Origin of the sequence: Amycolatopsis sp. La24, from assembly GCF_029087445.1 — a bacterium.
Lineage (GTDB): Bacteria > Actinomycetota > Actinomycetes > Mycobacteriales > Pseudonocardiaceae > Amycolatopsis > Amycolatopsis nivea.
Window position 1 is genome coordinate 1 of sequence record NZ_JARACH010000109.1, and the last position, 15,577, is coordinate 15,577.

The 15,577-nt window shown below is 67.9% G+C and carries 13 protein-coding genes; 6 read left to right on the forward strand and 7 right to left on the reverse strand.

Going from position 1 to position 15,577, the window contains the following annotated elements:
- Positions 1-240: 240 nt before the first annotated feature.
- Positions 241-1,089 carry an SAM-dependent methyltransferase gene (locus PUT80_RS45105; RefSeq protein WP_037807500.1) on the reverse strand — a complete coding sequence of 283 codons (849 nt, stop codon included), beginning with the start codon at positions 1,087-1,089 and terminating at the stop codon, positions 241-243.
- A 120-nt stretch (positions 1,090-1,209) separates the two neighbouring features.
- Here PUT80_RS45105 and PUT80_RS45110 point away from each other — a divergent pair, with 120 nt between their 5' ends.
- Complete coding sequence (locus tag PUT80_RS45110; RefSeq protein WP_037807498.1) at positions 1,210-2,364, forward strand: glycosyltransferase; 1,155 nt, start codon at positions 1,210-1,212, stop codon at positions 2,362-2,364.
- Here the strand turns inward: PUT80_RS45110 and PUT80_RS45115 are convergent.
- Positions 2,324-3,178 carry a helix-turn-helix transcriptional regulator gene (locus tag PUT80_RS45115; protein ID WP_037712135.1) on the reverse strand — a complete coding sequence of 285 codons (855 nt, stop codon included), beginning with the start codon at positions 3,176-3,178 and terminating at the stop codon, positions 2,324-2,326. The genes PUT80_RS45110 and PUT80_RS45115 overlap by 41 nt on opposite strands.
- Positions 3,179-3,461: 283 nt before the next feature.
- Between PUT80_RS45115 and PUT80_RS45120 the strand changes: the two genes are divergently transcribed.
- Together PUT80_RS45120 and gndA are read left to right on the forward strand one after the other, a co-directional pair.
- Entirely contained in the window at positions 3,462-4,379 is a 918-nt protein-coding gene (locus tag PUT80_RS45120; RefSeq protein WP_037807496.1) for an MBL fold metallo-hydrolase, read from the forward strand.
- 56 nt (positions 4,380-4,435) lie between these two features.
- Entirely contained in the window at positions 4,436-5,872 is a 1,437-nt protein-coding gene (gene gndA, locus PUT80_RS45125; protein ID WP_037807493.1) for an NADP-dependent phosphogluconate dehydrogenase, read from the forward strand.
- A gap of 55 nt (positions 5,873-5,927) precedes the next feature.
- On the opposite strand, the gene PUT80_RS45130 is transcribed toward gndA, so the two are convergent.
- The 4 genes from PUT80_RS45130 to PUT80_RS45145 form a co-directional block, all read right to left on the reverse strand.
- Positions 5,928-6,650 carry a Clp protease N-terminal domain-containing protein gene (locus PUT80_RS45130; protein WP_275295805.1) on the reverse strand — a complete coding sequence of 241 codons (723 nt, stop codon included), beginning with the start codon at positions 6,648-6,650 and terminating at the stop codon, positions 5,928-5,930.
- A 189-nt stretch (positions 6,651-6,839) separates the two neighbouring features.
- Positions 6,840-8,012, reverse strand: coding sequence for a 4-hydroxybenzoate 3-monooxygenase (locus PUT80_RS45135; RefSeq protein ID WP_275295806.1), 1,173 nt, complete (start codon positions 8,010-8,012; stop codon positions 6,840-6,842).
- A gap of 12 nt (positions 8,013-8,024) precedes the next feature.
- The gene (locus PUT80_RS45140; RefSeq protein ID WP_275295807.1) at positions 8,025-9,248 is read right to left on the reverse strand and encodes an FAD-dependent oxidoreductase; all 1,224 of its coding nucleotides are present in this window, start codon (positions 9,246-9,248) and stop codon (positions 8,025-8,027) included.
- A 67-nt stretch (positions 9,249-9,315) separates the two neighbouring features.
- The gene (locus PUT80_RS45145; RefSeq protein ID WP_275295808.1) at positions 9,316-10,395 is read right to left on the reverse strand and encodes an erythromycin esterase family protein; all 1,080 of its coding nucleotides are present in this window, start codon (positions 10,393-10,395) and stop codon (positions 9,316-9,318) included.
- 89 nt (positions 10,396-10,484) lie between these two features.
- Here PUT80_RS45145 and PUT80_RS45150 point away from each other — a divergent pair, with 89 nt between their 5' ends.
- Positions 10,485-11,168 carry a MerR family transcriptional regulator gene (locus tag PUT80_RS45150; RefSeq protein ID WP_275295809.1) on the forward strand — a complete coding sequence of 228 codons (684 nt, stop codon included), beginning with the start codon at positions 10,485-10,487 and terminating at the stop codon, positions 11,166-11,168.
- 16 nt (positions 11,169-11,184) lie between these two features.
- On the opposite strand, the gene PUT80_RS45155 is transcribed toward PUT80_RS45150, so the two are convergent.
- The gene (locus PUT80_RS45155; protein ID WP_134663627.1) at positions 11,185-12,306 is read right to left on the reverse strand and encodes a 5-methyltetrahydropteroyltriglutamate--homocysteine S-methyltransferase; all 1,122 of its coding nucleotides are present in this window, start codon (positions 12,304-12,306) and stop codon (positions 11,185-11,187) included.
- A 75-nt stretch (positions 12,307-12,381) separates the two neighbouring features.
- Between PUT80_RS45155 and PUT80_RS45160 the strand changes: the two genes are divergently transcribed.
- Positions 12,382-13,722, forward strand: a complete 1,341-nt coding sequence (locus PUT80_RS45160; protein WP_275295810.1) for a nucleobase:cation symporter-2 family protein — start codon at positions 12,382-12,384, stop codon at positions 13,720-13,722.
- Positions 13,723-13,976: 254 nt separating this feature from the next.
- Complete coding sequence (locus PUT80_RS45165; protein ID WP_275295811.1) at positions 13,977-15,407, forward strand: pyridoxal-dependent decarboxylase; 1,431 nt, start codon at positions 13,977-13,979, stop codon at positions 15,405-15,407.
- Positions 15,408-15,577: the final 170 nt, after the last annotated feature.

Sequence of the window (15,577 nt, forward strand, 5' to 3'; positions counted from 1 at the left end):
CGCGCTGGTGCGACGCCAGCCACACCAGCACGCCCACACACCCGGCCCCACCCGCAAACCCACCAACAACATCAACAAACCCAACACAAACAGAGACTCGGTGGATCCAGGTCTGATTCCCTCAAGGAGCCCTTCACGGACCTAACGCGAGAGACGGAGCTGGCGCACACCGCGCTACTGAAGAAAACCCCAACGGGTCCGTCAGCACCGGACGGTCACAGCGAGCCGGAACGGCAAGCGTCAGGGCTTACGGCCCAGCGCGCAAATCCCGCCGCTGAACGAGGGGTCGTCCGACATCCGGTCGCCCGCGCTCGAGTCGCCCGCTTCCGGGTGCCAGGCCGACACCCACGAGATGCCCGGTTCCACCAGCTCCAGCCCGGAGAAGAACTCCCCGAACTCCGCGCGCGAGCGGTAGTGGAACGGGGTGCTCGACTGCTGGTACTGCTTGTGGATCGCGTCGCGGCGTTCGCCGTCGTTCGTCGGGACGCCGTCGTCGGTCAGGTGCGAGGACAGGAAGTACGAGCCGGACGGCAGCAGCGACAAATACTTCTGCACGATCTCCAGCGCGGGCTCGTCGCGGCCGATGAAGTACAGCACTCCGACCATGATCAGGCCGATCGGGCGCTTCGGGTCGAGTACGCCGGTGTCGAGCGCGCGCGGCCAGACGTCGGCCGGGTTGCGCAGGTCGCCGTGCAGCACCGCGTGCCGGTCGGCGACTCCGTCGCGTTCCAGCAGGATCTGCGAATGCGCGACGGCCACCGGTTCGTTGTCGACATAGACACAGCGCGCGTTCGGGTTCACCGAGGTGGCGATCTCGTGCACGTTGCCGACCGTGGGCACGCCGGAGCCGATGTCGAGGAACTGGTCGATGCCCTGTTCGGCCATGTACCGCACGCCGCGGCCGAGGAACTCGCGGCCGGCCCTGGCGATGGTCTTGATCATCGGAAAGGTCTGGACCGCCCGTTCGCCGAACTCGCGGTCGATCGCCCAGTTCGCGGTGCCGCCGAGGAACCAGTCGTAAATCCGCGCCGCGTTCGGCCGATCGAGGTCGACGCCCTCCGGGGCTTCCGGATCCGGTGCCTGAGTCATCAGCTTCCCCTTCCGTGCGGGTACCAGTGTGCCCACTCGCCGCGGTCGCGCGCCGCCGCCCCCGGCAACCGCCCGAAAATGCCACGACTCCGGTACATCCGGGCCACTAGGTTGGGATGGATGCGCATTCTTTTCTCGTTCGTCGGCGGTCGCGGCCACTTCGATCCGATGGCGCCGGTCGCGCGAGCGCTTGCCGCACGCGGCCATACCGTAGCCGTCGCGGGCGGCGGTTCGCACGTGCCCGCGCTCGCCAAAGCCGGGTTCACGACCTTCGCGGTCAACGAGCCACGCGAAGCCGAGGCGACGCGGCAGCCGATGCCGCCGGTCGATCCGGCGCGCGACGACTGGGAAATCCGGGAACTGTTCGCCCGCCGCGCGACCCGCGAACACGTGCCGGTGCTGCTGGAGCTGGCCCGGGAATGGCGACCGGACCTGATCGTCCGGGACGAAGTGGACTTCTCCGCCGCGATCGCCGCCGAGGTGCTGGGCCTGCCGTGCGCCACCGTCCTGGTGCTCGCCGCGGGAACGTTGCTGCGCAAGGAACTCCTCGCCGAACCGCTCGCGGAAGCTCGCGCGGCGCACGGTCTGCCGGACGATCCGGAGCTCGAAATGCTGACCCGCGGCCAGGTGCTTTCGCCGCTCCCGCCGTCCTTTCGAGACCCCAGCTCGCCGCTGCCGCCCGGTACTTTCTCGTTCCGCCAAGGAGATCCGGTCGCACCGCGGCAACCCGCCGGGAAACCGCACGTGTACTTCACGCTCGGCACCAACTTCAACCTCGAGTCCGGCGACCTCATCGAGCGCACCCTCGCCGGGTTGGGCCAGTTGGACGCGGAGGTGACCGCCACCGTCGGCACCCAGATCGACCCCGCCGAGTTCGGACCGCAACCGGCGCACGTCCGGGTGGAACGGTTCGTCCCGCAGGCCGAACTGTTGCCGCGCCTCGATTTGATGATCTCGCACGCCGGGTCCGGCAGCGTGATCGGCGCGCTCTCGCACGGTCTGCCGTCGCTGCTCTTCCCGATGGGCGCCGACCAGCCCGGCAACGCCCGGCGCTGCGCCGCGCTGCACGTCGGGCGCGTGCTCGACCCGGAAACGTCCACTCCGGACGAAATCCGCCAAGCTGCCGCGGAGTTGCTGGACGACTCCAGCTACCGCGAGGCCGCGCGTCGCGTACAGGCGGAGATCAACGCCCTGCCCGCCGCCGAAGCCACTGTGCCCGTGCTCGAAGCACTGGTCACATCATCTGCGAACGGTAGCTTTCCGCCAGCTCCTTGAGGAACTGCCGCGTCTCGCCCCGCTCCAGGGCCGCGCCGCGCAGGCGGTCCCACGAGTCCACGAAGATGTTGAAGTCCTTCACGTCGTCGAGGTACAGCCCGCCCGCGGAGTGTTCGATGTAGACGAAGTCGCGGGTGCGGTCCGGGAACCGCATGATCGTGAAGTCGTTGGGCACCGCGGCGAGCTTCGCGCTGAAGGGCAGCACGTGCACGTAGACGCGCGGGTGCCGGTCGAGCGCGAGCAGGTGCTCCACTTGGTCCAGCATCACCGCGGGCGCGAACCCGCCGGGTGCGCGGCGCAGCGCGCCCTCGCTGATGATGAACCGGTAGTACGGCGGCTGCTGCTGGTCGAACACCGCCTTGCGGTCGAGCCGGTTGCGCACCAGCGACGTGACGTCGGTGGCTCCCGCCTCGGTGAACTGCTTGAGCATGTAGTGCTCGGACTGCAGCGGCCCCGGCACGCGCTCGCCGTGCCAGGTAAGGATCTCCGCGGCGGCGGGCTCGAGGTCGGTGAAGGTGCGGAACCAGTGCGGCACCACCGACCGGTAGCCCGACCAATGGCCGCGCTGCCCGGCCGCGGCCCGGGCCAGGTTCATCAGAGTGTCGGCCTCTTCGCCGTTGATCCCGAACGCGTTCAGCATGGTCCGCACATCTCCGAGCTTGACCCCCACCGCACCGGACTCGATCTTGTTGACCTTGCCCTGGGTGCAGCCGAGTACCTCGGCGACTTGCTGCTGCGTCATCTTCGCGGCGTTTCGAGCATGCCTGAGCTCATTGCCGAGCTGCTTGCGGCGCGAGGTGACGGTGCTCGCCATCTCCCCTTGCTCTCCTGAACCACTACTGCCGACGGGCTCTCCGCCGGACCGCGAACTACGAACCACCCAGGCCACTGCGACCCAACGGAGTTCGATGATGACACCCGGCAGCGTTTCAGGAAATGCGCGAGAACGCCAGTCACCCGGCATGTCACCCTGCCGGAGCAGTGGATTCCCGGCGCCCCGGACATCTCGGCTACTCCATTCGGACTAAGAGGAGACTTCCGGGCACAGCTGAGCCGCGGACTCCCCGCGCCGGCGGCCGGGACGGCATAGTGTCGGCGTGATCGATCGATCCCCCGGCGCGGCGAGCGTCAAACAGCTGGCAGACGGCGCGTTCGGCTACGTCCAGCCCGACGGTTCCTGGTTCATCAACAATTGCGGCTTCGTCGACGCCGACGGGCACGCTGTGCTTATCGACACATGCGCGACCGAACGACGTACGCGGGCCCTGCTCTCAGCCGTCGGCGACACCGTCGGCCTGGTCACGACGCTCGTCAACACCCATCACCACGGCGACCACACCAACGGCAACTATCTGGTCGGCGGCGCCACCGTCGTCGGCCACCGCAAGACCCGCGAGACGCTGCTGGCCGACGGGATCCAGCGGTACGAGGGCGTCTTCACCGACAGCGACTGGGGCAAGCTCGAACTGCGAGTGCCCGACCTGGTCTTCGACGACACCGTCACGCTCTACGCCGGGCAGACCCGGATCGACCTCATCCACCCCGGGCACGCCGCGCACACCACCAACGACGTCCTGGTCTGGCTGCCCGAGCAGCGGCTGCTGTACGCGGGCGACCTGGTGTTCAACGGCGGCAGCCCGTTCGCGCTGATGGGCTCGGTGGCGGGCTGGCGAGCCGCGCTGAACGTGATCCGCGAACTCGACCCGGCGGTCATCCTGCCCGGTCACGGCCCGGTGTGCGGGCTCGAAACGGTGGACGCGGTCGACGACTACCTGGAGTTCGTCCAGCGCGCGGCGGAAACCGGCAAGGCGGCCGGGCGCTCGCCGCTGGAACAGGCGAAGGCGACCGACCTCGGCCGGTTCGCCGAGCTGACCGAGCAGGAGCGCCTCGCCGGGAACCTGCACCGGGCGTACGCCGAACTCGACGGCGAAGGGTGGGGTGCGCCACTCGATCTGGTGGCTCCGCTGAAAGACATGCTGGCCTGGAACGGGGGCCCGATCCGCTGCTTCTCGTGAGCACCGGTTTTGTGGCTAGGCTCGGAATCCGGCAGAGGTTTTCGGAAAGGTTTCGGATGAGCAAGAAAGCGAGCATCGGGGTCACCGGCCTCGCGGTCATGGGCCGCAACCTGGCGCGGAACCTGGCCCGGCACGGGCACACGGTCGCCCTGCACAACCGCTCCGAGGAGCGCACCCGCTCGCTCGTCGAGCAGTTCGGCGACGAAGGCGACTTCATCCCGGCGTACTCCGCGCAGGAGTTCGTCGACGCGCTGGAGCGGCCGCGGCAGATCGTGATCATGGTGAAGGCGGGCGGCCCGACCGACGCCGTCATCGAGGAGTTCGCGCCGCTGCTGGAGCCGGGCGACGTGATCGTGGACGCGGGCAACGCGCACTTCGCGGACACCCGCCGCCGCGAGCAGGCGCTGCGCGAACGCGGCCTGCACTTCGTCGGCACCGGCGTGTCCGGCGGCGAGGAAGGCGCGCTGCACGGGCCGAGCATCATGCCCGGCGGGTCGAAGGAGTCCTACGAGTCGCTCGGACCGCTGTTCGAGGACATCTCGGCGAAGGTCGACGGCGAACCGTGCTGCACGCACGTCGGCGCGGACGGGGCCGGGCACTTCGTCAAAATGGTGCACAACGGCATCGAGTACGCCGACATGCAGCTGATCGCGGAGTCGTTCGACCTGCTGCGCGGCGCGGCGGGCTACTCCCCGGCGGAGATCGCCGACGTGTTCGGCACCTGGAACACCGGGCGGCTCGACTCATACTTGATCGAGATCACCGCCCAGGTGCTCAAGCACGTCGACGGCGCGTCCGGCAAGCCGTTCGTCGACGTGGTCGAGGACGCGGCGGAGCAGAAGGGCACCGGCCGCTGGACCGTGCAGATCGGGCTCGACCTCGGCGTGCCGATCAGCGGCATCGCGGAAGCCGTGTTCGCACGGTCGCTGTCCGGGTCGACGGGATTGCGCTCGGCCGCACGCGGCCTGGGCGGCCCGAAGCGCACGCCGCTCACCGGGTCCGCCCTGGAGACCTTCGCGGACGACGTCGAGCAGGCGCTGTACGCGTCGAAGGTGGTCGCGTACGCGCAGGGCTTCAACCAGATCCAGGCAGGCGCCGCGGAGTACAGCTGGGACATCGACCTGGGCCGCGTCGCGTCGATCTGGCGCGGCGGCTGCATCATCCGGGCGAAGTTCCTGAACGACATCACGTCCGCCTACGCCGCGGAGCCGGGCCTCCCGACGCTGCTCACGTCCGGCGGTTTCCGTGCCGCGGTCGAAAACGCGCAGGACTCGTGGCGCTCGGTCATCTCGACGGCGGTCCGCCTGGGCATCCCGACGCCCGGCTTCTCGACCGCACTGGCGTACTACGACGGCCTCCGCGCGGACCGGCTGCCGGCCGCGCTGGTGCAGGGGCAGCGCGACTTCTTCGGCGCGCACACCTATCGGCGGGTGGACCGTCCCGGTTCGTTCCACACGCTGTGGGCCGGGGACCAGTCTGAGGTCGAAGCCTGATTTTTTGGTGCTGTGGAAGGGCTCTCCCCGGTATTCGGGGAGAGCCCTTCTTTTGTCATTTCTGCATGGTGCTGAGAATTTCCGCGAGGAATTCCTTGATCTTCGTTTCGGCCTTTTCCTTGTCGACCCCCAGTGCGGCAAGGACTTCGCAACCCGCGCCCTCGCCCTGTTCCAGCAAGGCAAGGAGAATGTGCTCGGTGCCGATGTAGTTGTGCCCGAGCCGCAGCCCCTCGCGCAGAGTGAGTTCGAGAGTTTTCTTGCCCGCAGCCGCGAACGGCACCTTCTCGGGAGCCCCGTCGACCGGCTCCGGCAGCCTCGCCTCGGCGGCTTCCCTGACCGCATCGAGGGTTATCCCCTGCGCGACAATCGCTCCCGCCGCCAGCGCGTCGGGTTCGGAAAGCAGGCCAAGCAGCAGGTGCACGGTGTCGATCTCGGGGCTCTTGTTGTCGATAGCCGCCTGCTGAGCCGCGACGACCACGTGCCGCGCGCGGTCGGTGTAGCGGCCGAACATGCGTTGTATTCCACCGGATGAATCGTCGCTCTTCGGAACGAATCTCTTCTGGGCGGCTTGTTTGGTCACGCCCATACTGGCCCCGATGTCGGTCCAGGACGCCCCGCTGCGGCGAGCCTGGTCGACGAAGTGGCCGATGAGGTGGTCAGCGACGTCGCCGAGATGCTGGCCGACGTAGACGGCGTCGGTGAGCTGGGCGAGGGCGTCTTTTTCGTTGTTGGCTTTGATGGCGCTGATGAGGTCGTCGAGCTTCACTGAGTCGGTCATGGCGTCAACTGTAGGTTGACGACTGGGTTGCGTCAACCTTTGGTTGACCAGGTTGGCGAGCCGGAAGACTTGTCGTCAACAGGCCGCGACAGCGCGCAACTCAGGCATGGCGCCCGCGGCATGCTCACCACATGCTCAGATTCGATCCAAGTGAGCATGCAAGTGAGCAAGTAGCCGCCCGTAGCGTGCTCAGGCGAACGGCAACCCCACGTAATTCTCCGCCAAACTAGTAGCCGCCGCCCTCGACGAAGCCGTATACCGCAGCTGCGACAGCTGCAACTTCCGAGCAAACGCGTCCGCCCCCGGGTCCACGTGCAGCATCGTCGTCATGAACCACGAGAAGTGCTCCGCCCGCCACACCCTGCGCAGGCAAGTGTCCGAATAGGACTCCGCCAGCGACGAATCCCCCTGCAGCAAAGCCACCAAAGCCCGCGACAGCACCACGACATCCGCGACTGCCAGGTTCATTCCCTTGGCCCCGGTCGGCGGCACGATGTGCGCCGCGTCGCCAGCCAGGAACAACCGGCCGTGGCGCATGGGCTCGGTTACGAAGCTGCGCATCGGCGTGATGCCCTTGTCCAGGATCGGACCCTCTTGCAGGGTGAACTCCCCATCGACCGCCAGGCGCGTCGACAGTTCCGTCCAGATCCGGTCATCCGACCAAGCCGCCAGATCCTCCCCCGGATCGACCTGAAGGTACAGCCGCGTGACGTCCGGGGAACGCATGCTGTGCAAGGCAAATCCGCGCGGATGATGGGTGTAGATCAGCTCCTCGTGCGACGGCGGCGTCCGCGCCAGCACGCCCAGCCAAGCGAAGGGATACTCCCGCTCAAAAGTAGTCAGCGCACCGTCCGGAATGGACGGACGGGACACGCCGTGGAAACCATCGCAGCCTGCTACGGCGTCGCATTCCAGGGTTTGCCAGGCACCAGAGGAATCCCGGTACTGCACAACAGGGCGCGAGGTGTCCACTGAGGACAGTGAAACCTCCGAAACCTCAAAGTGCAGCGGCAGATCCGCGGCCTCGTGCGCGTCGACGAGGTCTTTCACGATCTCCTGCTGCCCGTACACCGTGATCGCCTTGCCGGTCAGCTCGGTGAGTGCGATGCGGTGATCGGCACCGTCGAACCGAAGCGAGAAACCCTCGTGTGGCAGGCCTTCCGCGGCCAATCGACCGCCGAGGCCGATCTCGGTGAGCAAGTCGACCGTCGGTTGTTCGCATACCCCAGCGCGCACGCGTTGCCGCACGTACTCGCGGTCGCGGGCTTCGAGCACGACAGCCTCGACGCCCGCCTGGTGCAGCAAATACGACAGCAGCAACCCGGCCGGGCCGGCACCGATCACGGCGACCTGCGTGCGCAACGGAACCTCCGATCAAGCCGCGGTGCGCGACTTCAGGTGTGCTTTCAGATCAAACGAACTGGCTTCCAGATCCGCGTACGCCGGATGCGGTTCCGCTGCGAAAAGCCGGCGCGCGGCGATGTGGTCCGGCGCGCGGTTGACCGATTCGACGGCGATCAGCACGTCGTCGCGGAAGGACAGCACGGAGAACTTCCCGGCCGACCGGTCACCGGTGACCACGGTCCGGTCTGCGGCGTCGAGGATGCCCGCGATCTGCAGTTTCGCGCCGGTCTGGTCGGTCCAGAACCACGGCAGGCTGTCGTAGCGCGCGGGTTCCCCGGCGATCGCCGCGGCCACCGAACGGGCCTGGTCGACGGCGTTCTGCACGGATTCCAGCCGGGTCGCGGCACCGGCCTGCACGCACGGGAAGCACGCGCAGTCGCCGATCGCGAAGATCTTCGGGTCCTCGGTGCGCAGGTGCTCGTCCACGACCACGCCGTTGCGCACCTCGAGCCCGGCCGCCTCGGCCAACGTCGTCTCCGGCAGCACGCCGACCGCGACGACCACGAGGTCCGCAGGCAACCGTCGTCCGTCGGACAGCTCAACCGACTCCACGTGGCCGGACCCGTGCAGCGCAGTGACCCCGACGCCCAGCAACAGCGTGTGCCCAGCCGCCCGGTGGTGTTCGGCGAAGAATTCCGAGATCTCCGGCGACGCGACCCGCGCCAGCAGCCGGTCCTGCGCCTCCACCACGGTGACCGGACGGCCGGCGTGCGAGGCGAACTCCAGCCCGATGAACCCGCCGCCGATCACCACGACCTCGCCCGCCGCGTCCAGCGAAGCCCGCAGCCGGTCGGCGTCCTCGCGGGTGCGCAGCATCAGCACGCCGTCGAGGTCGGCGCCGGGCACCGGCAGCGCACGGTTGCGCGCGCCGGTGGCCAGCACCAAATGGTCGTAACCCAGCTCCGTACCGTCCTCGAGCCGGACTTTCGCCGCCTCCCGGTCGATCGCGGCGACCCGGCCGCGGACCAGCTCGATGTCCTTCTCGGCGAAGTAGTCCTCCGGCCGCAGCACGAGCTGCTCGACGCCCGCGCTGCCCGCCAGGTACGCCTTCGACAGCGGCGGCCGCTGATACGGCACTCCCGGCTCGTCCCCGATCAGAACCACGCGGCCGGCGAACCCCTTGTCCCGCAAGGACGCCGCGGCCTGGAAGCCGCTTTGCCCGCTGCCCACGACGAGAACGGTCTCGGTGCTCATCTCGCTCCTCCCGACATCCCGGGCTCCATCTGAGCACACCTCGGCCAAGATCGTCGAGGAGCAGCGGTCACACCCCGTGCAGGAACGCGATCGCGTCCGCCGCCTCGACCGCGTCGAACGGCAGATACCCGCGTCCGTCGCCGGTCCGCGCGGGCAGATCGGGGTCGATTCCGGCGGTTTCGACCAGTTCACGGTCCTGGACCGTCGCGGCGAGATACGCCTGCAGCGTCCCCGGCGCGGGGTCCTCTACTCCATCTGACGAGCCGAAATCGGTGGCAATGAACACATACCGGGCACCGAGCCGGTGCGCGACTTGCGCGCCCGCGCTCCACCACTGCGCACCCATCATCGAGGCCGCTCGCCGCTGGAGGTGCTGGTTGTGCGCGGAGACGAAGGCGCCCGGCAACGCGAGCAGGTTGTCCGCCATCATCGCGTCGCGCTGCGCCCCGAGCCGACCCATCCGTTCCGGCGAGGTGTCGGCCATCAGCGAGTGGTAGCGGCAGAGCCCGACCGCGGTCCGGGCGAGCAGATCGCCACCGGCGGGCAACGCGGGCCGAGCCCGTTCGAAGTGGCCCGCGAGGTCGTCGGCGATTAACCGCAGCTCACGCGCGCCCGGACTGTCCCCTTTGGACTTCGCGCCGTCCCACATCGCCGCTTCGCTCGCCCAAGCCGCGTCGTCGCCAGCGAGCCGCTCGATGGTCGCGACGTCGTGCGGCACGTCGTCAAGATGCTCGGCCAGGAAGCCATGCAGTTCGGTGAGCACGGCGCGCGGGCTGGGTGCGCTGGCCATCTCCAGGGGAGCGTCGAAGCCGTGGAAGTGCACCTGATCTTCAGGCGCGCGACCGGCGTTGTGGGCCCGCATCCACTCGACCAGCGCGCGGTTGGAGGGGAACGCTCCGAAACCGTGGCTGAACCCGGTGGCCAGCACCTTGTCCAGGTCGCCCTCGCCGGTGGTCACGTAGCGGTCGACGAGGCGTCCGGCCAGGCAGTCGCTCTCCAGTGCGATCGAGCGGTAGCCATGTTCGAGGACGAGGTGCTGGAAGATTTCGTTGCGGAACAACGGGAACGCCTCGGTCCAGTGCGTGGGCTCGCCCAGTCCGAGCAGGGTCGGCGAACGGTGGGCGAGGAAGTCGTCGAAGGTCTTCATTGCTTTGACCGTATCGTTGAACTCTCCGTTGGTACTTTTCCGCGAATCACCTGGTTGACTAGCGTGGAAACCCTCAAACCGGAGGTGACATGCGTCCGAAGGACCTAGCCCGCGAGCACGGCTTGTCGACCCAGGCCGTCCGCAACTACGAGGAGGACGGCATCCTCCCGCCCGCCGAGCGCGGACCGCAGGGCTACCGGACGTACACCGAGCACCACGCGCAAGCGTTGCGCACCTTCCTTGCCCTGCGCCCCGGCTTCGGCCACGCCCGCGCGGCAGCGATCCTCCGCGCGGTCAACGAGCGTTCGGCAGACACCGCGTTCCAGCTGATCGACGAGGGTCACGCAGAACTGCTGCGCGACCGTGGGACTCTCACCGAGGTCGAACACGCGCTGCGGAACCTGACCCAGGAGCCGGACGTCCGCGAGACCGTCCCATCGATCGGCGCGCTCGCGCACCAGCTGGCCGTGCACCCCGCCACGCTGCGCAAATGGGAGGCCGCCGGGATCCTCCAACCGGAGCGCGACCGAGCCGGAAACCGCCGCTACCCACCGCCCGCGGTCCGCGACGCCCGCCTCGCGCATCAACTCCGCCGCGGCGGCTACCCGCTCGCCCGGATCGCCGCGGTACTGGAGCAGGTCCGGCACGCGGGCGGGGTCGCGCCGCTGGAAGAAGCCCTGCGTACCTGGCGTTCCCGGCTCAGCGCCCGGGCGCACGCGATGCTGGACGGGGCCGCCCAGTTGTCGCGCTACCTCTCCGGGTCGATCACGTAGTCGACAACGCAGGTGATCACGAACGACCCCAGACCCGCTCCGCCGTCGAGACGATCAGCTCCAGCTTCCGCAGCTGCTCAGTGGCGGTCAGGTCGTTTCCCTCCTCCGTGGAGGAAAACCCGCATTGCGGCGACAGGCACAGCTGGTCCACGTCCACATACCGCGATGCTTCCTCGATCCGCCGCACCAGCGCGTCCGGGTCTTCCAGCTCCGGCCGTTTGCTGGTCACGAGCCCGAGCACGACCCGTTTTCCCTTCGGCACGAACCGCAACGGCTCGAAACCGCCGGAGCGTTCGTCGTCGTACTCCAGGAAGAAGCCGTCCACCGCCAGCTCGCCGAACAGCGCCTCGGCGACGAACTCGTAGCTCCCGGACGCCACCCACGACGAGCGGAAATTGCCGCGGCACAGGTGCGTCGTCACGGTCAGGTCGTCCGGTTTCCCGGCGAGCGCGGCGTTGATCGTCGAGATGTTGCGCAGGTGCATGGTGTCCGGGTCGCTGCCCATGCGGGCGACGAGTTCGCGCTGCTTCGGGTCGTTGAGGTACGCGAGGCTGGTGTCGTCCAGCTGCAGATACGTGCAGCCCAGCGCGCTCATCGCACGCAACTGCTCCGCGTACGCCGCGCTGAGGTCGGTGAAGAACTCGTCCAGCTCCGGGTACACGGTTTCGCTCACCGCCGCCCGGCCGCCGCGGTAATAGACCATGCTCGGCGACGGGATGGTCAGCTTCGGCGTGATGCCCGGGTCGGTGTGCGCCTTCAGGAACTCGAAGTGGTCGGCGAAGATCGGCTCGTCGAGCCGCACCTTGCCGTCGACCTGCAGCCCCGGCGGGCTGAACTCCAGGTCGCCGGCCAGATTGTGGAATTTCACGTGCAGCCGCTCGTCGCTGCGCGAGACGCCGCCGAGCGCGTAGATGAAGTCCATGTGCCAGGAGGACCGGCGGAACTCTCCGTCGGTCGCCGATTCCAGCCCGGCCGCCTTCTGCATCTTGACGACGTCGCGGATCGCGTCGTCCTCGACGGCTCGCAGTTGTTCGGCGGAGATCTCCCCAGCCGCGTGGTCGCGCCGCGCTTCGCGCAGCACCGCGGGCCGCAGCAGGCTCCCTACATGATCGGCACGGAACGGAGGTCGTGCAGTCATGTCTGGCATGGTCACACACAAACCGGCGGTATGTGCAGCGATAATCCGGCGGGACCCACACCGAAGGAGCCGCTCATGACCAACGCCGCGCACCCGGTCGACCGGGGCCTCCCCGCCGGACGGCTGCTTCTGCTCGGACTGCAGCACATGGCGATCATGTACACCGGCTGCATCGCCGTGCCGCTGGTCATCGGCAGTGCGCTGCACATGGACAACGCGTCGATCGCGCTGCTGGTGAACGCCGACCTGTTCGTCGCCGGACTGGCCACTTTGGTCCAGTCGGTCGGCATCGGACGGCTGTTCGGCGTCCGGCTGCCGGTCGTCGCGGGCGCGACGTTCACCGTGGTCAACCCGATGATCCTGATCGCCGCGCAGTACGGCCTCACCGCGGTGTACGGCGCCATGATCGCCTCCGGCGTCTTCGGGCTGCTGATCGCCCGGCCGTTCGCCGCGCTGATCCGGTTCTTCCCGCCGCTGGTGTCCGGGACGTTGCTGCTGGTCATCGGCATCTCGCTGCTCGGCCCGGGCACGGCGATGATCGGCGGCCACGACACCGGCGACCCGTCCTACGGCGATCCGGCGAACCTCGGGCTGGCGTTCGGCGTGATCGCGCTGGTGGTGCTGTTCACCCGGGTGCTGCGCGGCTTCCTCGGCCAGATCGGCCCGCTGGTCGCGCTGATCGCCGGCGTCCTGATCGCGATTCCGCTCGGCCGCACGCACTTCTCCGGCGTCGGCGACGCGAGCTGGTTCGGGCTGGCCTCGCCGTTCCACTTCGGAGCGCCGACGTTCCCGATCGCCGCGGTGGTGTCGATGTGCGTGGTGATGCTGGTGTCGTTCACCGAGACCACCGCGGACCTGATCGCTGTCGGCGAGATCACCGGCCGCCCGGTCACGCCCGCCGACCTTTCGCGCGGCCTGGCCACCGACGGCCTGTCCGCGATCTTCGGCGGCTTCATGAACTCCTTCCCGGACACCGCGTTCGCGCAGAACGTCGGACTGGTGCAGATGACCGGCGTACGCAGCCGCTGGGTGGTCGCGACGACCGGCGGCATGCTCGTCGTGATGGGCCTGGTGCCGAAGATCGGCGCGTTCATCGCCGCGATCCCGGAACCGGTCGTCGGCGGCGTCGCGGTGGTGATGTTCGCGATGGTCGGAGTGGTTGGCGTGCAGACCCTCAAGAAGGTCGATTTCTCCGGCAACCACAACGCTTTCGTGGTCTCGGTCGCGCTCGGCGTCGGCTTGCTGCCCGCGTTCGGGCTCGACCGGTTCGGCAACTCGGTGTTCTTCCAGCATTTCCCCGCCTGGCTGCGGACGATCTGCGGCAGCCCGATCACCGTCGCCGCGGTGCTGGCTTTTGTGCTGAACCTGCTGTTCAACCACCTTGGCCGGAAGCGCGAGGAAGACCTGCTGCTGTAAGGAGCCGGTCCGGGAGCTTGGCTCCGATACCCGGCTCGAGCGGCCTGCCCAGCAACACCCGCAGGACATCGGAGCGACCGAACCCCTTGCCCCACAACCCTTTCGCGGTACCGCCGTTCGGCCGCAGCCTGTGATCATGTCCCACCGCCCTAGATTTCTCCGACCGTTCGGGCAGTTCTTCTCCCGCCCTATTCGCGCACCACCTCAACCATGACACCTTGTGCCCCAAACGACCTCCGGACAGAAGAGGGCGCATGGACGGCACTTCCCTCATTCTCAATTCCGCCGAACGGACCAGAGCCGCCGAACTTCTGGCCCGGTTCACCGACAGCTACGAAAATTCACTCACCAGTCGCCCGATCGCCCCCGACGCGGACCGGGAAACGCTGGCTAAACTGTTAGCGGAACCGTTCCCGGAAGAAGGCCTTGGCGTAGAAGCGTTCTTCGCCGACGTCGTCGACCGCATCGTTCCCTACACCACCACGATCGCGCACCCAAGGTTCCTCGCCTACGTACAGGGTCCGCCGAACGGCATCGGTGCGTACGCCGAAGCAATTGCCGCAGTGCTGAACCAGAACTGCAATCTGTGGCAGATCTCCCCAGCCGCCAACGTAATCGAACGCTCCGTCATGGACTGGCTGGCCGGCCTCTTCGCCCTGGGCCCGGCTTCCGGAGGCATCCTCACCAACGGCGGTTCCGGAGCCACAATGGACGCGCTCACCACCGCCATCGCCGACCGAAGACCAGACTTCCGCGAACGCGGTCTCCAGGAATCCCGCGCCCCGCTAGTGCTTTACACCTCCGACGAAGCGCACCGCAGCGTAGTCAAGGCCGCCGCCCTGCTAGGAATCGGCTTGGACAACGTCCGCACAATCCCCACCGACGCCCATTTCCAACTGCGTGTCGACGTGCTAACCCGAGCGATCGCCGAAGACCGCGCCGCCGGAAAAGAACCGTTCTGCGCAGTAGCGACCGCAGGCACAGTCACCACCGGCTCGATAGACCCCATCGGCCCCATCGCAGACCTCTGCGAAAAAGAAAAACTCTGGCTACACGTAGACGGTGCATACGGTGCCCTTTTCGTCCTAGCCGATTCAACCCGCGACGCACTGCTCCCGCTGTCCCGGGCAGACTCCATCACCCTGGACCCGCACAAGCTGCTGTTCGCTCCGCTAGAGGCGGGAGCCCTGCTGGTCAAGGACATGGCAAAGCTGCGCAACGCCTTCGCCTTCTCCTCGTCGTCGTCCTACCTCACCGCAATCGACGACGCCCACCTGCTCGACTACATGGACCACGGCCCGCAACTTTCCCGCAGTTTCAAGGCTTTGAAAGTCTGGGCTGCCCTGCGCACCTTCGGCGTAGGCACCTTCCGAACAGTCACCGAACGCTGCCTGACCCTGGCCACCCGCCTAGGCGCCCACATCGCCGCCGCCCCCGGCTTGGAGTTGATGAACCCAGTCACGCTCACCGCAGTCTGCGTCCGAATGCCCGGCCGCAACACCGAAGCACACGCAGAACTCCTCACCAGACTCCACGAAGAAGGCACCGCAATGCTGGGCCCAGCCAAGGTAAACGGGCAGGCCTGCGTCCGCGCCTGCGTCACCAACCACCGCACCACCGAGGCAGACATCGACCTACTGGCCAACCGCCTAACCGCTATAGCCCGCACCCTGCCCGAGCAGTGAGGGCCACCCTCACACCCCCTGATTCCCTCAGGGCCCCCCTCACGACCCTAAAACCGCAGCAGACACACCCAACGAGCGAGGCACCCACACCTCCCCCGCACCCCGATACGAAGCTCCCCTGCGGTTCGGGGGTGCTTGTCAAGGCATCTTTCCCGCCTTGACAAGCACCC